The sequence below is a fragment of the Pelagimonas varians genome (assembly GCF_003208435.1).
Classification (GTDB): domain Bacteria; phylum Pseudomonadota; class Alphaproteobacteria; order Rhodobacterales; family Rhodobacteraceae; genus Pelagimonas; species Pelagimonas varians.
The window spans coordinates 291833-316279 of record NZ_QKMF01000001.1 but is presented as its reverse complement, the minus strand read 5'-3'; the positions used below and the strand labels follow the sequence as shown (position 1 = coordinate 316279).

Here is a 24447-nt window from a genome sequence, read left to right as displayed (position 1 = left end):
ACCGTCATTTTCGATGGACTTTCGCAGATTTGGAGACATTTGATGAAGAAGCTAGCTGCCTGCCTTTCCGTTTTTGTTTGGGCTACATCCGCCAGCGCGGGGGCGCTGAACGATCCCGTCGTTGAACCGCAAATCCCACCAGCCGTAATTAGCCAAGAGGCCGCACAAAGCAGCGCGCCCACGGCGGACATCGTCTTGGTATTGTCGATGGTTGCCGTCTTTGGGGCGGCACTCGCTCACTAAAGAAAGCCGGTAGACCGGAACGCAGGTTTTGGCTGCTCAAAACCCTGTTTTCCAGTCGCAAACGCAAAACCCCGCGAAGCAAGTTCGCGGGGTTTCTTTCTTAGCATTGAACAGGTGTTAGTGTGCGACTGCGCCTGCTGCCGTGCCAGCTGATTTCAAGGCTGCCGCAGCTGCCGCTTCTTCAGCTTCTTCGTCCCATTCAATTGGATCGGGCTTGCCGGTCAGGGCTTGCGCCAGCACTTCGGAAACATGCCGGACCGGGATGATCTTCAACCCGTTTTTGACATTGTCAGGCAGCTCCACCAGATCTTTTTCATTCTCTTGAGGAATGAAAACAGTGGTGATGCCACCGCGCAAAGCCGCCAGCAGTTTTTCCTTAAGCCCACCAATTGGCATCGCATTCCCGCGCAAGGACACTTCGCCGGTCATCGCAATGTCGCGGCGCACGGGAATACCCGTCAGCACCGAGACAATCGACGTGACCATCGCCAAACCGGCCGATGGACCATCCTTAGGCGTTGCACCGTCGGGCACATGCACGTGAATATCGATCTTGTCAAAACGCGGTGGTTTTACACCGATCTGAGGCGAGATCGAGCGCACATAGCTGGCTGCCGCTTCGATGGATTCCTTCATCACATCGCCAAGCTTACCGGTGGTTTTCATCCGGCCTTTGCCCGGCAGCTTAAGCGCCTCAATGTGCAGTAGATCCCCGCCAACCGACGTGTAAGCCAAGCCAGTGACAACACCGACTTGGTTTTCGTCTTCGGCAAGACCATAGCGATACTTCTTCACACCAAGAAAATCGTCAATGTTATCAGAAGTTACCGAGACTTTCTTCTCTTGCTTACGCACGATTTTAGTCACGGCTTTACGGGTCAGTTTTGCGATCTCACGCTCAAGATTCCGCACGCCAGCTTCGCGGGTGTAGTACCGCACCATATCTGTCAATGCGCCGTCGGACACCTCGAACTCACCCTTTTTCAAGCCGTGGTTCTTCACCTGCTTGTCAAGAAGGTGACGCTTGGCGATCTCCAGCTTTTCGTCTTCGGTGTAGCCAGCCAGCGGAATGATTTCCATCCGGTCCAGCAAAGGCCCTGGCATGTTGTAGCTGTTCGACGTGGTGACAAACATCACGTTGGACAGATCGTATTCAACTTCCATGTAGTGATCGACGAAAGTGGCGTTTTGTTCCGGATCAAGCACCTCAAGCATCGCAGAAGCGGGATCACCACGGAAATCTTGACCCATCTTGTCGATTTCATCGAGCAAGATAAGCGGATTGGTGGTTTTCGCTTTCTTCAACGCTTGGATAATCTTACCGGGCATAGATCCGATATAGGTCCGACGGTGGCCACGGATTTCGGATTCGTCCCGCACGCCGCCAAGGCTGATGCGAATGAACTCACGGCCCGTTGCCTTGGCCATCGATTTTCCAAGCGACGTTTTCCCGACACCGGGAGGGCCAACAAGGCACATGATTGGACCTTTGAGCTTGGTCGAGCGTGCTTGAACCGCAAGATACTCAACGATCCGCTCTTTGACTTTATCCAAAGAATAGTGATCGTGATCAAGGACTTCCTGAGCTTTGTTCAAGTCCTTTTTGACACGGCTTTTGGTGCCCCAAGGAATGGACAACATCCAGTCAAGGTAGTTGCGCACAACGGTCGCCTCAGCTGACATGGGAGACATGTTTTTCAGCTTTTTCAGCTCTGCGTCGGCCTTTTCCTTGGCCTCTTTGCTCAGCTTGGTGCCCGCGATTTTCTCTTCAAGCTCAACAAGTTCGTTGCTGCCATCCTCGCCGTCGCCCAGCTCTTTCTGAATGGCTTTCATTTGCTCATTCAAATAGTATTCGCGCTGCGTCTTTTCCATCTGGGTTTTAACGCGGGTTTTGATCTTTTTCTCGACCTGCAAAACAGACATTTCGCCCTGCATCAGGCCATAGACCTTTTCCAGACGCTCAGAGATCGACAGCGTTTCCAGCAGTTCCTGTTTTTGCGGAACTTCAATGCCCAAGTGGCCGGCGACAAGGTCGGCCAATTGCGCAGGTTCAGTCGCTTCGCCAACGGCAGACAGCGCTTCTTCAGGAATATTCTTTTTGACCTTGGCATAGCGCTCAAACTCTTCGGACACAGTGTGAACCAAGGCCTCAAGCGCAGCAGGATCGCCGGGCATTTCGGTCAGATGGTCACAGCTGGCTTCAAAAAAGCTGTCGTTTTCAAGGTATTCCGTGATGCGCACACGTGTTTGGCCTTCGACCAGCACCTTGACGGTGCCATCGGGCAATTTCAGCAGTTGCAACACATTGGCCAGCACGCCGGCCTTGTAGATACCATCGGTATTTGGATCATCGATGGCGGGATCGATCTGACTGGCAAGCAAGATTTGCTTGTCGTCATTCATAACCTCTTCGAGGGCGCGCACTGATTTTTCGCGTCCGACAAAGAGCGGCACAATCATATGCGGGAACACGACGATGTCGCGCAACGGCAGCACGGGATAAGAGGGATTTAAATGCTGTTTCATGCTCGTTTCCTGTTCTTGGCAAGACGGCGCTGGCCCCGCTTGGCGGCAACCCTTGTCCATCTCCGGTCTCGGAAGCTTAACTTGGGGTTTATCTGCGTAAGTTCAAGCGCAGCCGCACCCCAAAGCGCCCCTTTGGCAGGCAGAATGTACCTAGCTGCGCCAAGGCGCAAGTGGGGTTTTGCAGCGCATTGCGCAAAATACCCTTACGGTTTGTTATTCCGAGTAAGGGGTCAAAAGTGCAGTTTCCGTTAGGAACGCAACGGTTTCATCGGTTTTTACAGTCAGTTCCGAGATTTCAAGCAGTCGGTCATCAAAATAGGCGACATATGTAACAGTACCGAAGACCCCGATATCCGGTGCTCCCGCCAATTGAGATCTGTTTTCCACAGGAATCTCAATTTTCACCACCAATTGCGGCAATTGATCTGGACCACACAGAGTGTCAGACAAAACATCAGCGAAGTCACTGCGCCCAGTCGTGTCAAGCATGTCATCCACTTTGTCCACGTCATAGAGCGTGTCGACAAGATCAGCCAACTGCATGGCACCGGTCAGATCATCGTAAAACTTGTTCGCAACCAACCCGGTCTCAAAGAACTCGGTGATATAGGGATCAGACGGTCTCTCAATGTCTGTAGTCGCGTTGACAAAAGACATGGAACCTTCGCGATGCCATTTTCCGGCAATACGGCTGTGAACTTCGGAAACATCGGTGACATCACAAAAGCCATCTGCAAGGGCTGACACCGGCATGCCCAACATCAAGGTCACTAGGAAAAAACGCATTGCCCGCACTCCAAATTACAGTTTCTCAATATCGCCTTCGGCCCTTAATGCATGAAAATCGGCCTCCCATGCATCAAATCGCCCTTCGGAAATCGCATCGCGCATCCCTTGCATGATTTCTTGGAAATAATGCAGATTGTGCCACGTCAAAAGCATGCCGCTGATCATTTCGTGTGACCGGAAAACATGGTGCAGATAGGCACGGCTGTAACTGCTACAGGCCGGACAGGTGCAGTGTTCATCAATCGGGCGCGGATCATCGGCGTGGCGGGCATTCTTGATGTTGATCTGTCCGCGACGCGTCCATGCCTGACCGGTCCGGCCAGAGCGGGACGGCAACACGCAATCCATCATATCAATGCCGCGCTTCACCGCGCCAACAATGTCGTCAGGCTTGCCAACACCCATCAAGTAGCGCGGCTTGTCTTCGGGCAAAAAGCCCGGTGCATAGTCAAGGCAGCCAAACATTGCGTCTTGGCCCTCTCCGACGGCCAAACCACCAACGGCATATCCGTCAAAGCCGATATCTGTCAGCGCCTTAGCGCTCTCTTCTCGTAGATCGCTTTCAAGGCCGCCTTGCATAATTCCGAAAAGCATATGGCCGGGGCGATCCCCAAAGGCATCCCGCGACCGCTGTGCCCACCGCATCGACAACCGCATGCTTTGCGCAATCCGGTCGCGGTCTGCTGGCAGGGCCGGACATTCATCAAAGGCCATCACAATGTCAGAGCCCAGTAGCTTTTGAACCTCCATCGAGCGTTCCGGCGTCAGGTGGTGCTTGGACCCGTCGTAATGGGATTTAAAGGTCACGCCTTCTTCAGTCAGCTTGCGCAGATCCGACAGGCTCATGACCTGAAACCCACCGCTGTCCGTCAAAATCGGGCGATCCCAATTCATAAACTTGTGCAAGCCCCCCAAGCGGTCGATCCGCTCGGCACCGGGGCGCAGCATCAAATGATAGGTGTTGCCCAGCAAAATATCCGCACCGGTGGCGCGCACGCTTTCGGGCATCATGCCCTTGACGGTTGCTGCGGTGCCAACCGGCATAAACGCCGGGGTTCTGATGTCGCCGCGCGGCGTTGAGATCACGCCGGTGCGGGCCTGCCCGTCTTGGGCTTTGAGTTCAAAAGATGTCTGTGCCATCCCGCCCCTTTGCCCGATGACCGCGCGCGCATCAAGCCCAAGATCCAATCAGATGCGCGTTGCATGGGACACAGGTTGCAAAAGCTGCCGGTGCTGCGCACCCTGCCCCTTGCCCCCAACGCCCGTCCGACTCATGATACAATCATGAGCAGATCACCGACATATAAAGGCGGAATCAACGCCTTGCTGGCCCAATATGAAGGCCGCCGAGACAGTTTTTCCTATGCGTCGGGCGAAGGCTTGCCGCTGCTGGACTGTGATCTAATGGCGCTTGCAGGAAAAAGCATCACGGACCCAACTGGAATTTCCGGCGAAGACCGGCCTTTCTTGTCGTCATTCCACCGCAAGCGGTTTCAATTGCGCCATGAGCTGCAAGGCCTGTCCGAATTGGCCTATCTGAACGGCATGTTGATTGCCCATTTGCGAAAACGCGACTGGCCGGATCACGCACCGGCGCTTTTTGTGCGGCTCTGGGCCGAACATGGTCCGCAATTGATCGCAGAGCTTGACCAACGCTGGCTGGTGTCGGCCGTCACGACCTTTGGCGATCACGGCACTGGCACCACGCAGCGCGCCACGGGGCTGGCGCTGACCGCGCTCTTTGGCACAATGAAACTGTACGAATCCGAACGATTGTATTCCGGCCTGACACCGGACCGCGCCTATACGATTGACAGCAAGGCGCAGTCAAAACTGCCTCTGGAAATGGACAGCTATTCGATCACCAACGGCGGGCTGGATGTCAATTTGATTGCGCGGCTGTGGCAAGAGGCAGAATCCGATCCGGTGATTGCCTCCCTTGCCCATCACCTGCTGGATTTGCTGATCCATGACGACCGCACGCTGTTTCGACGCCTGCAAACCATGCGGCAACGCAAACTCAGGCAGTTAGACACCAAGGCAAAACCGCGTTCCAAATCCAACATTGCACCGGTGCCCGTCGATCGCTTGCACCAAAACGCGGACAGTTTGCGCTGGGGCCTTGTCAGCACCATCAAAGCCCCCTTGCCGCAGATCGCCCGCTTTGCTGCGCATCATCTCGAGCTGGGGGCAGAGGCGCTCCATATCTATTTGGATGCGCCAGACGCCCCAACCGCCACGTTCCTTTCGCAGCATCCAAAAATCCATGTCACGCAATGTGACGATGCCTATTGGAAGGTCAGCGGCAAACCCCGCATGGAGGCGCATCAACTGCGCCAAGCCTATAACGCCACTCAAACCCTGCGTACGCAGGCGGACAGCTTGGACTGGCTTGGGCATATCGACGTCGATGAGTTCATTTTGACATCGCAGCCCGTGGCGCACAAACTGGCCGCGGTTGGGCCTGCGATTGCCATGGCCCGTATACCGCCAGCAGAATGCCTTGCGCCTGAAACCGGCGAGCCCGAGCATTTCAAGCTGACCCACAAACAAGCGGCGGTAAAGAAATCCGAACTTCAAGACGTCTATCCCACCTTTGGAATGCACCTGTATGGCGGGTTCTTGTCCCATAGTTCCGGCAAGGTTTTTGCGCGAACCGGAATTCCCGACACCCGCTTGGGCATTCACACCCTGAAATACCTTGGCGAAGACGCCACAAACCGTGAAAAACCGGATGGGCTGTTTTTAGCGCATTTCCACGCGTCCAGCTGGCAGCACTTCTACGACCATCTTGAATTTCGCCAAACCAAAGGCAGCTATCGCCCGCGCTCTGACCGGCCGGAACTGGGACAGGCAGAACTGCTGCGGTTTCTAAGCGAGGAAGAGGGTGACGAAGGCCTGCGCGCCTTCTTTGACGAGGTTTGCGCCGACACCCCGGAATTGCGCCGTCGCTTGGCGGATCGAAAAATGCTGCTGCACCACCGGTTCGATTTCGATGCCAGTGTGACGCGGGTGTTTGGACGACTGCCATGAACCACCAAAGCCAGCCACATCCCCGTGCAAAATGGGGCGTCGTTTCAACGATCAAAGCCCCCTTACCCGCAATTTTGAACTTTGCGGCATGGCATTTGGAATTGGGCGCGCACCGATTGTATCTCTATTTGGATGAAGACGCGCCAAACACCTTGGCCGCCCTGCGCTCACACCCCAAAATCAAGGCCATGCACACCGATGCCGCCTATTGGAACAAGCGCAAAGGCCGCCCCGAAAAACATCAGGTGCGTCAAAGCCTGAATGCCCGCCATGCCAACAATCGCCGCGTCGAAGTTGACTGGCTCGCGCATATTGATGTCGATGAATTCATGCTGCCCGACGGCGACATTGGCGGGATCTTGGCGTCCCTGCCCGCTGACATCGCGTGCGCCCGAATGCGCCCCGTCGAAGCGCTGGCTCATGGCAATGCCGTGGACCCCGACGAAACCGCCTTCAAGGCGTTCCATCTTGACCAAAAAAAACGGCAGGCAGCCGCACAAGCCTGTTTTCCAACCTGGGGACAGTTTTTGCCAGGCGGACTATTGTCTCATGTGGCAGGCAAACTGTTCTTTCGCACGGGTCAAAAGGGTCTACAAATCAAGATCCACAACGTCGTTCTGGATGGCGTTCAAAACCCCGGCCATACCGAATGCCCCAACATCGAATTGGGTCATTTCCACGCCGACAGCTGGCAACATTTTTTCCAAGCCTACCGGTTTCGCTTGGAAAAAGGGTCTTACCGCTCAGAGCTAAAACCACAGGTGCGCACGGATGGAGCACCCAATTTGCATGACCTGTTCCAATCCATCGAATCTGAGGGGGGTGAATTCGCGCTGAAAGCGTTTTTTCAGGAGATTTGCGTGGCCGATATCGAACTTTGCTTAAGGCTAAAGGCCAACGGATTGCTTCGGAGCCACAAGTTGAACTTGCCCAAACTGCAAGAAAAGCACTTTCAAGGCATCAATACCCTCTAAACCGGCAAATAGTTGCCTGAATGGAAACATCATAGGTATGATAAATGGCCCTAAATCACCGCCATGATTGACCTCAGCCCTTGTTTTAACTAAACCACGCGCCAAGAGGTTGTTGATTGCATACATGCAGGGCCATCAGGGCCTGACCTCTGACAGACGCGCGGGCCAGGCAAGTGTCCGCACAGATAACGGACCCGAATGACAAAATTCAGTGACCTGAACCTAAGCCCGAAAGTTCTTAAAGCGATTGATGAGGCTGGCTATGAAACGCCAACCCCGATCCAAGCAGGAGCGATTCCTCCGGCGCTTGAGGGCAAAGACGTTTTGGGCATCGCCCAGACCGGAACCGGCAAAACCGCCAGCTTTACCCTTCCAATGATCACCATGTTGGCCCGTGGGCGCGCCCGCGCGCGCATGCCTCGGTCCTTGGTTCTCTGCCCGACCCGCGAACTTGCGGCGCAGGTGGCGGAAAACTTTGACACCTATTCCAAGCATGTCAAACTGACCAAAGCCCTGCTGATCGGCGGCGTGTCGTTCAAGGAACAAGACGCATTGATCGACAAAGGCGTTGACGTTTTGATTGCGACACCCGGCCGGTTGCTGGACCATTTTGAACGCGGAAAACTGCTGTTGACCGGTGTGCAAGTTATGGTTGTCGACGAAGCTGACCGCATGCTCGATATGGGGTTCATCCCGGATATTGAACGCATCTTCAGCCTGACACCTTTCACGCGCCAGACCCTATTTTTCTCTGCCACTATGGCCCCCGAGATCGAGCGAATCACCAACACCTTCTTGTCGGCCCCTGCCCGCATCGAAGTAGCCCGTCAGGCCTCTGCCTCGGAAACGATTGAGCAAGGCGCTGTGGTGTTCAAAGCGTCGCGCCGCGACCGCGAAGCCACAGAAAAGCGCCGTGTTTTGCGTGCGCTGATCGACGGCGAAGGTGAAAAATGCACCAATGCGATTATCTTTTGCAACCGTAAGGTTGATGTCGATATCGTATCTAAGTCTCTGAAAAAATACGGCTATGACGCTGCTCCTATTCATGGCGATCTGGATCAAGCACAGCGGACAAAAACACTGGATGGATTCCGCAACGGCGACCTTCGTATTTTGGTTGCGTCAGATGTTGCTGCGCGCGGATTGGATGTTCCATCTGTCAGCCACGTTTTCAACTTCGACGTACCCAGCCACGCCGAAGACTATATTCACCGCATTGGCAGAACCGGCCGCGCGGGACGTGATGGCAAGGCGATCACAATTGTGATTCCTCGCGATGAAAAATATTTGGATGCGGTTGAAGCGCTGCTTCAAAAGCCAATTCCCCGTATTGAAAACCCGATTAAGGCAGCCGAAAAACCTGCTGAAAAGCCGGCAAAACCAGTTGAAAAACCGGTTCGCGCTCGGGTTGAGAAAAAAGAAACGCCGCCCAAAGAAACAGCTGCGAAATCCACCCGCAGCAAAGCTGATCAACCGCGCGACACAAACACGCCGCGCAGTCGCTATGCCGACAAACCAAAAACAGACAACCGCCGATCCGGTGGCGGTCGTGACAATACAATTGTTGGAATGGGCGACCATATGCCTGACTTCATTGCTCTTAGCTTTGATGAACGTCGCGCTGGTTAAATCCGCATATCAGTCTAAAAATCAATGCCTTGCGAAGACATCTTAAAGTCTTCGCAAGGCATTTTTGTTTCTTGTATTAATAGCCCCGGCAGTAAAGTCGGGGCTGTTTTAGTTTTAGGAAAGTCGGCTGATCACAACGGTGACTTCTGGCTTTTTGCCGATCTCTTTGAGACAGCTTTGCCGAGTGAGTTTGCGCAACTCATTTTCAAGCTTATTGTCATCGGTCAAAGTTTTATCTCCGGCCCGCCCCATAAACTGCGCCAAATCCGCTTCAAGAATATCTGTCAAAGGTGCATGGCTCCGACCTTGGGTCGGCAAACCCATGACTTCGCACCATGGTTCCCCAAGTGCTTCGTCATCTTCGTCCATGATGACGGTCACCAGAACGTGGCCATTCAATGCCATACGAATCCGGTCACGCACGACGCCGTCCAACGCGCCAATCTGGACCGAGCCATCCAAATACGTGCGGCCGGTTTCGATGTATTCAACCACTTTTGGCTTATTGCCAGACAGGTCAATCATCATGCCGTTGATAGCCAAAACGCCCTGCCGGCCCTTGCTCTCGGACATCTTGACGTGTTCACGCAAATGGCGGTGTTCCCCATGCATCGGAACAACAATCTGGGGATTGACCACATCTTGCATGGTCTCCAGGTCAGGTCGGTTTGCATGGCCTGAAACGTGGTAATCACCATCGGAATCATCAACAATATCAACACCATTTTCGGAAAACTGGTTCATGACCCGAATCACGCCGCGCTCATTGCCCGGAATGATTTTGGACGAAAACAGGAACAAATCGCCCTCTTTAAGGGTGATCCCATTGAATTTGCCACGTGCCAGCTGCGCCGAAGCCGCCCGGCGTTCGCCTTGGCTGCCCGTCACAATCAGCATAACGTTGTCGCGTGGCAGTTTCACCACATCTTCGGGCCCGATCACCGGCGGAAACCCTTTAAGAACGCCGGTTTCATTTGACGCTTCGATCATCCGGCGCATTGCGCGGCCCAAAAGGCACACAGAACGACCGGCTTTAGCACCGGCCTCAGCCAGAGACTTCACCCGCGCAACGTTGGACGCAAAAGTTGTCGCCACAACCATTTGATCTGCTTCGGCCACCAGTTTTTCAACGGCTGGGGTTACGATGGCTTCTGACCGGCCGGCCGTGCGGGAAAACACGTTGGTCGAATCGCAAATCAGGGCTTTGACGCCATCTTTGGACACATCGGCCCATAGCTCGGGATCCCATGCCTCGCCCACCAAGGGTGTGGTATCGAGTTTGAAGTCACCGGTGTGAATGATCCGGCCGTCTGGAGAGTCGATGACCAAAGCGCTGCTTTCGGGAATCGAATGTGAAATCGGCAAGAAACCAACGGTCAACGGGCCAGTGGTAACAGTTTCAGGCCATTTACCAACGGTTTGCACCGCGCCGCCCTCAATGCCGTATTCCGCAAGTTTGTGGCGGGCAATGTTGGATGTGAAGGCGCGGGCATAGATTTTCACGCCCAGATCACCAAACAGATGACCAACCGCACCAACGTGATCTTCATGGGCGTGGGTGATAAACACAGCCTCGATCCGGTTGCGATTTTCCTTGAGCCACGTGATGTCTGGCAAAATCAGGTCAACACCGGGTGTGCTGTCCATATCGGGGAAAGTCACGCCCAGATCGACAACAATCAGCCGTTCTTTGCCCGGTTTACCGTAGCCGTATACATAGCAGTTCATGCCGATCTCGCCGGCGCCCCCCAAAGGAAGATAAATTAAGCGCTCGGAACTCATGAGCTGCGGCCCCCGTTTTTGTTATAATTATAAATGACGGTCAGGCCATGCATGGTCAGGTCGTCTTCGATGGTGTCGAATAGCACCTCGCCGGTCGCAAACAAAGGGGCAAGTCCGCCTGTGCCGACAACTTTCATCGGGCGGCCGTATTCGGCTTTGATGCGCGCGGTGATGCCTTGGATCAAACCGACATATCCCCAAAACACCCCGGATTGAATACACGACACCGTGTTCGTGCCAATCACTTGATCCGGCTGGCTAATATCAACATGCGGCAGCGCGGCGGCCCCTTGATGCAAAGCCTCCAGGCTAAGGTTCACGCCCGGTGCGATCACGCCGCCAACATAAGCGCCGTCTTCGGCCACAACGTCAAAGTTCGTCGCGGTGCCGAAATCAACCACAACCACATCGCCGCCGTGGCGATCATAAGCGGCGGCAGCATTGGCCAAACGATCCGGACCAACTGCGGTTCCGGCATCAACACGCGACTGGATCGGCAATTCACATCCGGGCTTGCCAACCACCAAAGGACGACACCCAAAGAACCTGTCCGCAAACACCCGCAGGTTAAAGACAACGCGCGGCACGGTCGACGTGATGATCACATCGGTGATGTCCACGTCCAGTTTGTAATGGTTCACCAGCGTCGTATACCATGTGAAATAGGCATCTGCCGTGCGCGAATGATGGGTCGACGTGCGCAGCGTGCACAAGAATTTGGTTCCATCCCATATGGAAAAAACCGTATTGGTGTTGCCGCAATCAATTGCCAAAAGCATATTCGCGCCTTTCAGAAAAAAACATCTGCCGCCGCGATCATTTCGCGGGTTTTGGCAGTCTGTAAGATAAGGTTGCCCTGCTCGTCCACCTCTTCAAAGGTGCCAGTGACCTCTCTTGTGGCCATTCGGGCTGTGATCACTTCGCCAATTCGGGCCGCACGGGCCATCCAAGCCGTTCGGATTGGAGCGAATCCGTAGGTCACAAAGCTTTCTTCGCGTGCCGCATAAGCGGAGGCCAAAGCCTCGAGCATTTTTTCGGGGCTTACCCGCACGCCAGTTTCTGCCAGCAGACTAACCGGGGCAACGGCCCCTGCCTCAACTTGCGACACATCCGGAGCTGCAATCAGATTGACGCCAATCCCAATCGCCAGATGCCCGCCCGGACCGCCGATCCCCTCAAGTAAAATCCCGGCAACTTTGCCCCCATTGAGCAAAACATCATTGGGCCATTTCAACGCCAATCCGGACGCGGTTCCGGTCAGCGCCTCAAATGCGTCATACAGCGCCAGCGCTGTAACAAAGCTGCGCAAAGCGACAATATCCGGTGTTTCGGTGGGCCGCAAAACCAAGGTAGCGGAAAAATTGCCTAGGGGATTGACCCAAGCGCGTCCCCGCCGACCGCGCGCAGCAGTCTGTTGCAGACCCAAAATCCATTCGGGGCCAGACAGATCCTTGGCAATCCTGCCTGCCTCGGCATTGGTGCTATCAACCACGGGCAGCCCCCGTTTTCCATATCCATCCGGCCAAGCCATAAAACGCGCCTTTGACAAAGATCCTATCCACGTTGCTGTGGATTTCAAACAAAATGACGCGCCACAAGGGGCGCGTCATTTCAAATTACAGTTCCGTTAAACGGTTCACTGAACCAGTGTAGCCGCTGCCGCTTGGGCCATGGCTTCGACACCGAAGAGATTGATCACACCAGCGACCATCACAAAGGCAGAGGCATACAAAAAGCCCTTCAGCACCACTGACCGGTTGGTTTCCAGCGCTTCTTCCTGCTCTTCGCCAAAATACATGAAGAAGACGATACGCAGGTAGTAGAAGGCACCGATCACCGAAGCGATAACACCGGCAACCGCCAACCACGCCAAACCGGCATCATAGGCCGCACGCAAAACGTAGAACTTGCCAAAGAAGCCAACCAGCGGCGGAATACCTGCCAAGCTGAACAGCAGCACCAACATCGCCAGTGCCTTGAGAGGTTCGCGGGTCGAATACATGCCAAGGGATTTGACGTCTGTGACCGGCTGCCCATCACGTTCCATCGACATGATGAAGGCAAACGTTCCGATGTTCATGGTCACATAGATCGCCATATAGATCAGCATCGCCTGCACGCCAAAGGCAGTCCCAGCGGCCAAGCCCATCAGAGCAAACCCCATGTGGGCAATCGATGAATATGCCATCAGGCGTTTGATGTCGGTTTGACCAATGGCGGCGATCGCACCGAGGAACATCGACAACACAGACAGCAGCGCAACAACCTGGCTCCAGTCCGGGATGGCCTGACCAAAGGCGTCAAACATCACACGGGCAAACATCGCCATTGCGGCCACTTTGGGCGCGGTCGCAAAGAATGCTGTGACCGGTGTGGGCGAGCCTTCGTAAACATCCGGTGTCCACATGTGGAATGGAACCGCAGATACTTTGAATGCAAGACCCGCAATCAAAAGCACCAGACCAATCAGCAAACCTGCCGTCACGTGTCCGTGGACAGCCGCTTCGATAATGCCTGTGAACTTTGTTGTTCCGGCAAAACCATAGGTCAAAGACGCACCGTAGAGCAGCAAGCCCGAGCTGAGCGCGCCAAGTACAAAGTACTTGAGGCCAGCTTCTGTCGACTTGGAACTGTCACGGCGAAAGGACGCCACAACATAAAGCGCCAAGGACTGCAATTCGAGGCCCATATACAGAACCATCAAATCGCTTGCCGACACCATGACCATCATGCCGATAACCGACAGGACAATCAGGACAGGATATTCAAACAACAACAAGCCGCGGCGCGTCATGTAGCCTTCGCTCATCAGCAACACACAGGCCGCAGACAGCAAAATCACAACTTTGGCAAAACGGGCAAAGCCATCAACAACGAACATATCGCCAAAGCCGGTTTGTGTCCCCTCACCGGAAACACCGATCCAGAACGCCAAGGCCAGGAACAATGCCGCTGTTGCCCAGACCATGGCCTGCGCCAGCTTGTCCTTGCCGGTATAAACCGCGCCCAGCAATGCGCCCATAGCGAACAGCGCTAGCACAATTTCCGGCAGGATGAGATTGAGATCAGCCGAGATCATAGCCCCGCCCCCTTAATGATGTTCGACTTCGGCGGTTTCCGCATGCGCACCAAGGTCCGCCGCGGCAACTGCCGTGTCATAATTTTGTACAAGTGCCGACACCGAAGGGCCGATACGGTCAAGGATCGGAGCTGGATAGACACCAAGCCAAATCGTCATGAAGACCAGCGGTGCAAAGATCGCCTTTTCGCGCAGGTTCATATCGGTGATGGTTTTCAGGCTTTCCTTGATCAGATCCCCCATAACCACGCGGCGATACAGCCACAGACCATAGGCCGCCGACAAGATCACACCTGTAGTGGCACCAGCGGCAACCCATGTGTTGACTTGGAAAACACCAACCAGAACCAGAAATTCACCGACAAAGCCAGAGGTGCCCGGCAGGCCGACATTGGCCATGGTGAAGAACATGAAGATCAGCGCATAGGCCGGCATCCGGTTCACCAGACCGCCGTATGCGTCGATTTCGCGTGTGTGCATCCGGTCGTAGATCACGCCAACACACAAGAACAATGCGCCAGAGATAAAGCCGTGGCTCAGCATCTGGAAGATCGCGCCATCCACACCTTGTTGGTTGGCAGCAAAAATACCCATGGTGACATAACCCATATGGGCAACGGATGAATAAGCGATCAGCTTTTTCATATCGTCCTGCACCAGCGCCACCAGCGACGTATAGATGATCGCGATGACAGACAGGGTGAAGACAAAATTCGCCATCACATCTGAGCCAACCGGGAACATCGCCAGCGAGAACCGCAAGAAACCATAGCCGCCCATTTTCAACAAGATCGCTGCCAGAACAACCGAACCGGCCGTTGGTGCCTGAACGTGCGCTTCTGGCAACCAGGTGTGCACCGGCCACATTGGCATCTTCACCGCAAAGCTTGCGAAGAAGGCGATGAACAACATCGTTTGCAATCCACCGACAACGTGAATGCCCAGAATGTCAAAATTCTCGGTGGAAAAGTTGTGGCTCAGCAGCGCGACAATGTCTGTTGTTTCGGCATCCGCAAACATCGCCACCATGGCAACCAGCATCAGCACCGAGCCAAACAGCGTGTAGAGGAAGAATTTGAACGATGCGTAGATCCGTTCCTTGCCGCCCCAGATACCGATAATCAGGAACATCGGGATCAAACCGGCTTCGAAGAACAGGTAGAACAAGACCAGATCAAGCGCCATGAACACACCAAGCATCAGTGTTTCAAGCAACAAGAAAGCAATCATGTATTCTTTGACGCGATGATCAATCCCCCAGCTGGCAGCAATCACCAGTGGCATCATGAAGGTTGTCAGCATCACGAACAGAACCGAAATCCCGTCGACGCCCATTTTGTATTGAAGGCCCAGAAGCCAGTCGCGTTCTTCGACCATCTGGAACCCAGTATCCGCTTGGTCAAACTGGAACAGAATGAACAGCGAGATAATAAATGTTGCGCCAGTGGCGAACATCGCCAGCCACTTTGCGTTTCGGTCTGCCGCGGCATTCCCGCCGCGCAAGAACACAGCCATGATCAGCGCCGCAAGGGCCGGCAGGAAGGTGACTATGGAAAGCAAGTTACCCATTAGTGCGCTCCTCCGCTGAGCGTCATCCAGGTGATGAGAACGGCCATGCCGATCACCATCGCAAAGGCGTAAGTGAAGATGAAACCAGACTGCGCCTTACCGGCAAGCCGTGTGAAGAAAGGAACGATGCCCATGGCAATGCCGTTCAGCCCGCCTTTGATGATCGCTTCGTCGATGTTCTTCCAAAGGAAGCGACCGATCATTTTGGACGGCTGGACAAAGAGGAAATCGTAGATTTCGTCAAAGTACCATTTGTTCAGCAAGAACAGATACAGCGGACGCTGCGTATCAGCCAGACGTTTGGGCAGCGACGGGTTCACGATGTAGAACCAATAGGCTGTGATGAACCCAATCACCATCGCGATGAACGGGCTGATCTTGACCCAAATCGGGGCGTGATGCGCGTCGTCCATAACGTGATTGTCAGGATGGGTGAAGATCGCGCCTTGAGGGGCTGCCCCGTGATGCTCAACTGCCATAGCAGCGTGATCATCAGAGGTGTGCATCGCAACGTGCTCTTTCGCCTCACCGTGTTCATCAGCGGCATGGTCATCAGCAGCAGGTGCCGCATGATCATCGCCGTGTTCAGCTGCCTCGGCATGTGCCGGGACACCGAAGAAAGCGTTCACCTTGTTGTGGTCACCAAAGAACGACCCGTACCAAAGCATACCCGAGAAGATCGCACCCAAGGCCAGAACTCCGAGAGGCACCAACATAACAGTCGGGCTTTCGTGGGCATGTTCATGCGTGTGCTTGTCGCCGCGCGGTTTGCCAAAGAAGGTCAGGAACATCAGGCGCCAGCTGTAGAAGCTGGTGAACAAAGCCGCGATCACCAGCATCCAGAAGGCATAGCCGCCCTGCGTGCCAGCCCATGCGCTTTCGATCACTGCGTCTTTGGACAGGTAACCGGCGAAACCGATATGCGTCAGCGGAATGCCAACACCGGTGATGGCCAGCGTGCCGATCATCATTGCCCAGAATGTCTTGGGCATTTTGTCTTTCAAGCCGCCATAGTTCCGCATGTCTTGTTCGTGATGCATGCCGTGGATGACCGAACCGGCCCCCAAGAACAACATCGCCTTAAAGAATGCGTGTGTGAACAAATGGAACATCGCGACCGAATAGACGCCAACACCAGCCGCCACGAACATGTACCCCAGCTGGGACATGGTTGAATAAGCGATAACGCGTTTGATGTCGTTTTGAACCAAGCCGATGGTCGCCGCAACAAACGCGGTTGTGGCCCCGAGGAACGTGATAAAGGCTGTCGCGTTCGGAGCGAACTCCATCAATGGCGACATCCGGCACACAAGGAAGACACCGGCAGTCACCATGGTCGCCGCGTGGATCAGCGCCGAAACAGGTGTCGGGCCTTCCATCGCGTCAGGCAACCAAGTGTGCAAGAACAATTGAGCAGATTTACCCATCGCCCCGACAAAGAGCAGAACCGCCAGAACTTCGGCTGCGTTCCAAGTGCCCCAGAGGAAATGAAGCTGTGTTTCAGCCAGCGCCGGAGCGGCGGCGAAAATGTCGTCAAACTTAACGCTGTCGGTCAGATAGAACAGGCCAAAGATACCAAGCGCAAAGCCGAAGTCACCGACACGGTTCACAATGAAGGCTTTCATTGCAGCCGCGTTGGCCGAAGGTTTGCGATAGTAGAAACCGATCAACAAGTATGACGCAACGCCCACACCTTCCCAGCCAAAGAACATCTGAACCAGATTGTCCGAGGTCACGAGCATAAGCATCGCGAATGTGAAAAAGCTCAGATACGCAAAGAACCGGGCGCGGTAGCTTTCCTCGCCGTCTTTGAACTGGCTGTCATGTGCCATGTAGCCAAAGCTATACAGGTGCACGACCGCAGAAACCGTGGTGACAACAATCAACATGATCGATGTCAGACGGTCCAGACGGATTGACCAGTCTGTGCTAAGTGTGCCGCTTTCAATCCAGCGCATCACTTGGATGTGCTGGGTTTCAGGCCCATGTGTCAGGAACACGATCCAGCTTAGCGCACAGGCCAAAAACAGCAGGCCGGTGGTCACCCACTGTGCGCCGCGGATCGAAATGAATTTCCAGCCAAATCCTGCGATCAAGCTGCCCACAAGTGGGGCGAAAAGGATGATGCTCTCCATCAGGGTCAGCCTTTCATCACGTTAACGTCTTCCACGGCAATCGTACCGCGGTTCCGGAAGAAGCAGACGAGAATGGCGAGGCCAATCGCAGCTTCTGCAGCCGCAACTGTCAGTACAAAGAGCGTGAAGACCTGGCCAACCAGATCGCCCAGATGGGTCGAAAAGGCGACAAGGTTGATATTCACCGCAAGCAGCATAAGTTCAATCGACATCAGCAAAATGATGACGTTCTTGCGGTTCAGGAAGAGCCCGAAAATCCCAACGACAAACAGCACCGCTGCCACCGTCAGGTAATGTTCCAATCCGATCATATCCCTCGTCCTTTTTGCAGCATAGCAGCCGCCTCGTCTAATTCCGTAGCGGGCTTGCACCCGTCGCTTCGTATGTAGTGGCCCCGAAAGGCCCGCAGATCCGGGGACACCGGAGCTCTGCTTAGTTCAATCCGCGCCGCTTGCGCTCGGCCTTGACCAAAATGCGCTTGGGCTGGGGTTTCGGGGCAAGCAGCAAAGCCGCCCCAAAGATCAACGCTGCAATCACCAATTCTATCATCACAGCCCCTGCCCCGGTTTTACGTCTTTCAATTCCATCGCCTTGGCCGGATCACGGTAGATCTGTGCCAGGATGTCCTGACGTTTGACATTTGTGCGGTGGCGCAGCGTCAGTACGATCGCACCAATCATCGCAACCAGCAGGATCAAACCGGCCAATTGGAACAAGAGGAAATACTGGTCATACAAAATCAAACCCAGCGCCTGCGTGTTGTGAATTTCCGAAGCATCCGGTGTCGGAGCTGCAAGCTGCGATTGCGCCACTTCGGCAAAGTCCCAAGCACCAAAAGCCATGGCCAGTTGCATCAGGATCATCAGGCCAATCAACAAAGCCAGCGGCAAATACCGCGCCATTTCGGCCTTGAGTTCAGCAAAGTCGATGTCGAGCATCATAACCACAAACAAGAACAGAACTGCCACCGCGCCGACATAGACGATAATCAGCAACATGGCGACAAATTCGGCCCCCATCAGCACGAACAATCCGGCCGAGGAGATAAAGGCCAGGATCAGCCAAAGTACGGAATGCACCGGATTGCGGCTGATCACAGTGAACAGCCCGCCCGTAATGGCGCCTAGTGCAAACAGATAGAAGGCAAAGACCATCATGTCTCATCATCCTTTTGATCTGCCATGACAGATTTTGCCATTTCCATGGCCCGTGTCATGGCGGGAATTCCAGCGAACATCGACATTTGTGCGATTGTTTCGGCGATTTCTTCTTCGGTGGCACCAGCCTCAAGGGCATGGCGAACCGTCAGGCGCAAAGGCGCTTCGGCCTGTGCACCTTGCATTGTCAGACCAGCCAGGGTCAGCAAAAGGCGGGTTTTGGCGTCCAAACCATTCTTGGACATCCCCTTGCCGAAAAACATCTCCATGGCATCTTTGCCCATCGTTGGCCAAAGCTTTTCCATGCCCTTGGGATCGAACGACGTCATGGCCGGATTAAAGGCCTTGGTCATTTCCTGAGCCTGTTCCATCATCAGCTCAAAGGGGGTTTTTCCGTCACTCATTTGGTTTTCTCCGCCTCTGCACAGGTGCCAAACACCGATAGGCGCGCGGCAACCCATTTGTCTCCGTTGAATTCACGGGGCTCAAGGATCGATACGACCTCTACTCCGGAACGATCAAACGGCGCGACCGTCGCAAGGCCGGATTTCGGTCCGCTATAATCACTGCCATAATCCTGCATCAATTGCGCGTGGATCGCAGTGATCATTGCAGTTTGATCAGGGGCCATCACGGTCATGAAGCAGCTGCAAAAGCTATCGTGTTGCAAAACGTCGATCAAAACCTCAGGCGCCATATGCCATCCGTTTTCAGTCTCGCTCAACGAAGCCGCCTTTGCGTGCGTTTCAAAATCCAGAAACGTCGGTGCCGCAGCCATACAAACCTGCGAAAACAACTGCGCCCGCTGAGCGATCCAACCGGCACTGCCCATATCATCCGCTGCCACAGCCGAGCTGGCCGAAGACGCCTGAACGGCGACGGCACATAGCGCAACAAGGGAAGAACGGAGGATCATAACAATCGGGCCTTAGCGGTAAGGAGCATCAAGTTCGAGGTTGCGGGCGATTTCGGCCTCCCAGCGATCACCGTTCTCAAGCAGTTTTGCTTTGTCGTAGAACAGTTCTTCGCGCGATTCCGTGGCGAATTCGAAATTGGGACCTTCGACCACCGCGTCCACCGGACAGGCTTCTTGGCAGAAACCGCAGTAGATGCATTTGGTCATGTCGATGTCATACCGCGTGGTCCGACGCGAACCGTCTTCGCGAGGTTCAGCATCAATGGTGATCGCCTGAGCAGGACATATCGCTTCACAAAGCTTACAGGCGATGCAGCGTTCTTCACCATTAGGATACCGGCGCAACACGTGTTCACCGCGGAACCGAGGCGACAAAGGCCCCTTCTCGTGTGGATAGTTCAGCGTCACCTTGGGGGCAAAAAAGTATTTGAACCCAAGTTGGAACCCCTTAACAAAGTCTGCCAGCAGAAAATATTTGGCAGCGCGGCCATAATCGATGGTTGCCATCAATTTGTCTCCTCGGCTTGGGCCTTGATTTCGGCCTCTCGCTTTTCGGCAGTCTCCGCATCCATCAGCGGATCCCCGTTTTCATCAAATTCATCAAAGGATGCATCCACGGTGGCGGCATCATCCAGTGTCTCTAGTGTGCCGGGCGCCGCATGTGCTCCGGCAGCCCAGCGAAACAAGGCCGCTGCAACTTCGTTGGCTTGCGGCATCAAATTGCCGTCTTCGTCCATATCCGGCAGACCGCAATCACGAACGACAAAATCCGCAAGCGAAATGATGTCGATGTATTTTGCATTCAAAAGGCTATCTTTTAGATCGCTCATACTGCCTCCAAATCCTGAAACAAAGCACATGTCAGCACCGGCGTTTCAGGGGTGCCTCGGGCACCCCCTTTGACCAAATCTGCTGAACACTTTGCCAATTTCACCCATCAGCTCCCGGTTACGAAGCGGGCGTAGATGCCCCAGAACCAGTCGAACTTTGCCGCGAAGGCCACAAAGACCACCCAGAACAACGACATTGGCAAGAATACTTTCCAACCCAGACGCATCAACTGATCGTAGCGGTAGCGCGGTGTGATCGCCTTCACCATCGAGAAGAAGAAGAAGACGATGATCATTTTGATGACCATCCAGAACAAACCGTCTGGCAAACCTTCGATCGGGGACAACCAGCCGCCGAAGAACATCACCGAGATCAGTGCGCACATCAAAACAACAGCGGTCAGTTCGCCAATCATAAAGAGCAAGAAAGGTGTCGAGCTGTATTCAACCTGATAGCCAGCCACCAGTTCTGATTCCGCTTCGGGAAGGTCAAACGGAGGGCGGTTGGTCTCTGCCAGAGCCGAGACAAAGAACAAGATCAGCATCGGGAAATGCGGGATCCAGTACCAGCTGAGCAAACCCATTCCATCCTGGGCCTTGATGATTTCGCCAAAGTTCATAGATCCAGAGGAGATGACAACACCAATGATGATCAAACCGATCGACACTTCGTAGGAAACCATCTGCGCCGCAGAGCGCAGAGACCCCAAGAAAGGATATTTCGAGTTCGACGCCCAACCGCCCATAATCACGCCGTAAACTTCCAAAGAGGAAACTGCAAAGACGTAAAGAATGGCGATGTTCAGATCCGAAATCACCCAGCCGTCATTAAAGGGGATCACTGCCCAGGCGATGAAGCTCATCACCAAAGAAATCATCGGGGCCAAGAAATAGACAAAGCGGTCTGCGCCCGCAGGCACTACGACTTCTTTGACGATATATTTGATGAAGTCGGCGAAACTTTGGGCAAGTCCAAAGAAACCAACGACGTTCGGGCCTTTGCGCATCTGGACAGCCGCCCAGATTTTGCGGTCGCCCCACATCAAAAAGGCCAAGGCCACCAGCAGTGGTACAAGAACCGCGAGAATTTGTGCCACGATCACAATCGCGATGCCTAGGTAGGTTGTGGTAAAGAATTCAGCCATCAGGTCCTCATACCATCGGTATTCCGTTCTCAGTACAGGCCGAGGCGACGACTTCTGCGTCGATCGTCTTTAGCCCGCGGGGCAGCGCCGGCGAGATGGTATAAACCGCATCTCCTCGCCAGAGGCCACCCTCTTCGTTCACAGTCGTGCGCAAATGCCGCGCAAAGCCGTAACCGCGGATCAACGCATATTGCGCCGCCGCACATTCGGCATAGTCATCCACATCCGTGACCGTACGCGCACCGCGCATTTTCACGTGGAAGTTCACAAGATCACCATCCAAAAGCCGCGTTTCGACACCGCCATATTCCGGGACAAAGGGCAGCTCGACCTGTTCGGATTGTTCCGTACAGGCGCTAAGGCTGCTGGCCATGCCAACAAGGGATATGAGGGCGACGTTGCGCATTGCTTATTCGGCCGCCAAAGGCGTGTTGGCACGTTCTTTTGCGGAACGCGACAGATCAGCCATCAGGCTCGACGCCCGTGCAATCGGGTTGGTCAAATAGAAGTCACTGACTGCATTGCGGAAATCCGCCTTGCCCAGCTTGTCCATTGCTTCCGCCTGCCAGTCATTTTCCGGCACAGTGTCCACTTTGGCCAAGTGCGGAACCGCCTCAATCAATGCCTGACGCAATGCTGCAAGGCTATCCCAAGGCTGGGTCGCTTCGATCTCGGCGCTCAAGGCACGCAAGATAGCCCAGTTTTCCTTGGCTTCACCCGGTGCAAACCCCGCGCGCATCGCAAGTTGCGGACGCCCTTCGGTGTTTACAAACAAACCGTTTTCTTCGGTATAGGCCGCGCTTGGCAAGATCACATCGGCACGGTGTGCCCCGCGATCCCCATGCGACCCTTGATAGATAACAAATGCACCGGCAGCGATTTCAACTTCATCCGCGCCAAGGTTATAGATGACATCGCAATCCGACACGGCGTTGCGCCCGCCATCATTGACTGCGCCAACATCCAGTGCGCCAACCCGACCAGCCGCTGTGTGCAACACAAGCAATTTGCCGTTGGTGCGTTCAACCACTTGTTGGGCGGCAGCCAGAACAGCAGCGCCGTCTGCTTCGGTCAAAGCGCCTTGGCCAACGATCACCAATGAAGGCACATCGCGGACTTCGCCAAATTCATGTTCAGTGAGCTTTTCAAGCGCAGAGCGGTCGGTGCCCATGTGGACATAGTCAAAGGTCAGGTCGACCTTTTCACCAATCAACGCAACGTTTGCGCCGTTGATCCAAGACTTGCGCAGGCGGGCATTCAACACCGGCGCTTCTTCGCGCGGGTTTGTGCCGATCAACATGATATACTTGGCAGTATCAATGTCTTCGATGCTGGCCGTGCCAACGTAACCAGAGCGGTTGCCCGCAGGAAGACGCGCGCCATCGACACGGCATTCGACGATACCGCCCTGCCCTTCGACCAGTTGCTTGACGCTGAACGCCGCTTCGGTCGAGGCAAGGTCGCCAACAAGCGCCCCAAGTTTAGAAGCGCCCTTGATGGCAACAGCCGCAGCACCCAAAGCCTCTGGCCAAGTGGCCGGACGTAATTTTCCGTTCTCACGGATATAAGGTGTATCCAAGCGTTGGCGGCGCAAACCATCCCAGACGAAACGCGACTTGTCGGAAATCCATTCCTCATTCACACCGTCATGGTTGCGCGGTAAAATCCGCTTCACTTCACGGCCCTTGGTATCAACACGGATGTTTGATCCTAGCGCGTCCATCACATCGATGGTTTCGGTCTTGGTCAATTCCCACGGACGGGCAGTAAAGGCATAGGGTTTTGAAACCAGCGCCCCAACCGGACACAGGTCAATGATGTTGCCTTGCAGATTCGAATCAAGCGTCTGGTTCAGATAGCTTGTGATCTCGGCGTCTTCGCCGCGACCCGTTTGGCCCATCTGGGTGATTCCCGCCACTTCAGATGTGAAGCGAACACAGCGCGTGCAGCTGATGCAGCGTGTCATGTGCGTTTCAACCAAAGGTCCGAGGTCGAGATCGTCAACCGCCCGCTTGGCTTCGGTAAAGCGTGAGAAATCCACCCCGTAAGCCACAGCTTGGTCTTGCAGGTCACATTCGCCGCCCTGATCACAAATCGGGCAGTCCAGCGGATGGTTGATGAGCATAAACTCCATCACACCTTCGCGGGCCTTTTTGACCATGGGGGAATTGGTTTTTACAACCGGAGGCTGCCCTTCAGGGCCAGGGCGCAAATCGCGCACCTGCATCGCGCAGGACGCGGCGGGCTTGGGCGGACCGCCCACAACCTCGACCAAGCACATCCGGCAATTGCCTGCGATAGAGAGTCGTTCGTGATAGCAGAAGCGCGGCACCTCGATCCCGGCTTCTTCACAAGCCTGGATGAGCGTCAACGCACCATCTACTTCTACTTCATGGTCATCAATGATGATCTTGCGCAATTCGGACATGCCCGGCCCTTCCACGTTAATGGCTGGCACAGCGCACCTTTATGGCAGGCTGCGGTCCTTCGCCTTCTAGCCTGTGTGCACGTGCAGCGCCAGACGTTAGAGGCAGGAAAAGCGGGAAAAATCGCCGCGCCCCCTCGGAATTGGGGTCGGTTAAATGCATATTTATGAATGTATATTCAAGAAATAGCCCCGTATTGGTAAGCATAGTTAAC

22 protein-coding genes are annotated in these 24447 nt (G+C 54.6%); 4 read left to right on the top strand and 18 right to left on the bottom strand.

The annotated features are described in order from the left end of the window. The first annotated feature begins 42 nt into the window (after positions 1-42). Positions 43-243 (top strand): hypothetical protein, encoded by a 201-nt coding sequence (locus C8N36_RS01545; RefSeq protein ID WP_097802716.1) that lies wholly within the window; start codon positions 43-45, stop codon positions 241-243. A gap of 117 nt (positions 244-360) precedes the next feature. On the opposite strand, the gene lon is transcribed toward C8N36_RS01545, so the two are convergent. From lon to tgt, 3 genes are all read right to left on the bottom strand, one after another. Further along, on the bottom strand, positions 361-2769 hold the full coding sequence (gene lon, locus C8N36_RS01540) for an endopeptidase La (RefSeq protein WP_097802991.1): 2409 nt from the start codon (positions 2767-2769) through the stop codon (positions 361-363). Positions 2770-2982: 213 nt separating this feature from the next. Continuing rightward, positions 2983-3555 carry a hypothetical protein gene (locus C8N36_RS01535; protein WP_097802717.1) on the bottom strand — a complete coding sequence of 191 codons (573 nt, stop codon included), beginning with the start codon at positions 3553-3555 and terminating at the stop codon, positions 2983-2985. 15 nt (positions 3556-3570) lie between these two features. Continuing rightward, positions 3571-4698, bottom strand: coding sequence for a tRNA guanosine(34) transglycosylase Tgt (gene tgt / locus C8N36_RS01530; RefSeq protein WP_097802718.1), 1128 nt, complete (start codon positions 4696-4698; stop codon positions 3571-3573). Between the two features lie 144 nt (positions 4699-4842). On the opposite strand from tgt, the gene C8N36_RS01525 reads away from it, so the two are divergent. The 3 genes from C8N36_RS01525 to C8N36_RS01515 all read left to right on the top strand — a co-directional run bounded on the left by C8N36_RS01525 (position 4843) and on the right by C8N36_RS01515 (position 9194). Further along, positions 4843-6591 (top strand): glycosyltransferase family 2 protein, encoded by a 1749-nt coding sequence (locus C8N36_RS01525; protein WP_097802992.1) that lies wholly within the window; start codon positions 4843-4845, stop codon positions 6589-6591. Beyond that, complete coding sequence (locus C8N36_RS01520) at positions 6588-7565, top strand: glycosyltransferase family 2 protein (RefSeq protein ID WP_097802719.1); 978 nt, start codon at positions 6588-6590, stop codon at positions 7563-7565. Before C8N36_RS01525 ends, C8N36_RS01520 begins: the two co-directional genes overlap by 4 nt. Before the next feature lie 198 nt (positions 7566-7763). Beyond that, on the top strand, positions 7764-9194 hold the full coding sequence (locus tag C8N36_RS01515; RefSeq protein ID WP_097802720.1) for a DEAD/DEAH box helicase: 1431 nt from the start codon (positions 7764-7766) through the stop codon (positions 9192-9194). Positions 9195-9308: 114 nt separating this feature from the next. Here C8N36_RS01515 and C8N36_RS01510 read toward each other — a convergent pair whose 3' ends face one another. The 15 genes from C8N36_RS01510 to nuoG form a co-directional block, all read right to left on the bottom strand. Further along, a complete protein-coding gene (locus C8N36_RS01510) occupies positions 9309-10976 on the bottom strand; it encodes a ribonuclease J (protein WP_097802721.1) in 1668 nt (555 codons plus the stop codon). Continuing rightward, a complete protein-coding gene (locus tag C8N36_RS01505; RefSeq protein WP_097802722.1) occupies positions 10973-11755 on the bottom strand; it encodes a type III pantothenate kinase in 783 nt (260 codons plus the stop codon). The genes C8N36_RS01510 and C8N36_RS01505 overlap by 4 nt, the downstream gene beginning before the upstream one ends. An 11-nt stretch (positions 11756-11766) precedes the next feature. Then, positions 11767-12507, bottom strand: coding sequence for a biotin--[acetyl-CoA-carboxylase] ligase (locus tag C8N36_RS01500; protein ID WP_097802723.1), 741 nt, complete (start codon positions 12505-12507; stop codon positions 11767-11769). Positions 12508-12612: 105 nt separating this feature from the next. Then, the gene (gene nuoN / locus C8N36_RS01495; protein ID WP_097802724.1) at positions 12613-14055 is read right to left on the bottom strand and encodes an NADH-quinone oxidoreductase subunit NuoN; all 1443 of its coding nucleotides are present in this window, start codon (positions 14053-14055) and stop codon (positions 12613-12615) included. 12 nt (positions 14056-14067) lie between these two features. Next, complete coding sequence (locus tag C8N36_RS01490; protein WP_097802725.1) at positions 14068-15624, bottom strand: NADH-quinone oxidoreductase subunit M; 1557 nt, start codon at positions 15622-15624, stop codon at positions 14068-14070. Continuing rightward, a complete protein-coding gene (nuoL, locus tag C8N36_RS01485) occupies positions 15624-17759 on the bottom strand; it encodes an NADH-quinone oxidoreductase subunit L (RefSeq protein WP_097802726.1) in 2136 nt (711 codons plus the stop codon). The genes C8N36_RS01490 and nuoL overlap by 1 nt, the downstream gene beginning before the upstream one ends. A 5-nt stretch (positions 17760-17764) precedes the next feature. After that, entirely contained in the window at positions 17765-18070 is a 306-nt protein-coding gene (gene nuoK / locus C8N36_RS01480; RefSeq protein ID WP_097802727.1) for an NADH-quinone oxidoreductase subunit NuoK, read from the bottom strand. Between the two features lie 237 nt (positions 18071-18307). Beyond that, entirely contained in the window at positions 18308-18916 is a 609-nt protein-coding gene (locus C8N36_RS01475; protein WP_097802728.1) for an NADH-quinone oxidoreductase subunit J, read from the bottom strand. Next, positions 18913-19320 (bottom strand): carboxymuconolactone decarboxylase family protein, encoded by a 408-nt coding sequence (locus tag C8N36_RS01470; RefSeq protein ID WP_097802729.1) that lies wholly within the window; start codon positions 19318-19320, stop codon positions 18913-18915. The genes C8N36_RS01475 and C8N36_RS01470 overlap by 4 nt, the downstream gene beginning before the upstream one ends. Beyond that, positions 19317-19832 carry a hypothetical protein gene (locus C8N36_RS01465; protein WP_097802730.1) on the bottom strand — a complete coding sequence of 172 codons (516 nt, stop codon included), beginning with the start codon at positions 19830-19832 and terminating at the stop codon, positions 19317-19319. The genes C8N36_RS01470 and C8N36_RS01465 overlap by 4 nt, the downstream gene beginning before the upstream one ends. Positions 19833-19844: 12 nt before the next feature. Continuing rightward, complete coding sequence (gene nuoI / locus C8N36_RS01460; protein ID WP_097802731.1) at positions 19845-20339, bottom strand: NADH-quinone oxidoreductase subunit NuoI; 495 nt, start codon at positions 20337-20339, stop codon at positions 19845-19847. Then, entirely contained in the window at positions 20339-20662 is a 324-nt protein-coding gene (locus tag C8N36_RS01455) for a hypothetical protein (protein ID WP_097802732.1), read from the bottom strand. The genes nuoI and C8N36_RS01455 overlap by 1 nt, the downstream gene beginning before the upstream one ends. A gap of 107 nt (positions 20663-20769) precedes the next feature. Then, complete coding sequence (gene nuoH / locus C8N36_RS01450; RefSeq protein ID WP_097802733.1) at positions 20770-21807, bottom strand: NADH-quinone oxidoreductase subunit NuoH; 1038 nt, start codon at positions 21805-21807, stop codon at positions 20770-20772. Between the two features lie 7 nt (positions 21808-21814). Next, positions 21815-22213 (bottom strand): hypothetical protein, encoded by a 399-nt coding sequence (locus C8N36_RS01445; RefSeq protein WP_097802734.1) that lies wholly within the window; start codon positions 22211-22213, stop codon positions 21815-21817. A gap of 3 nt (positions 22214-22216) precedes the next feature. Beyond that, a complete protein-coding gene (gene nuoG, locus C8N36_RS01440) occupies positions 22217-24235 on the bottom strand; it encodes an NADH-quinone oxidoreductase subunit NuoG (protein ID WP_097802735.1) in 2019 nt (672 codons plus the stop codon). Positions 24236-24447 lie beyond the last annotated feature (212 nt).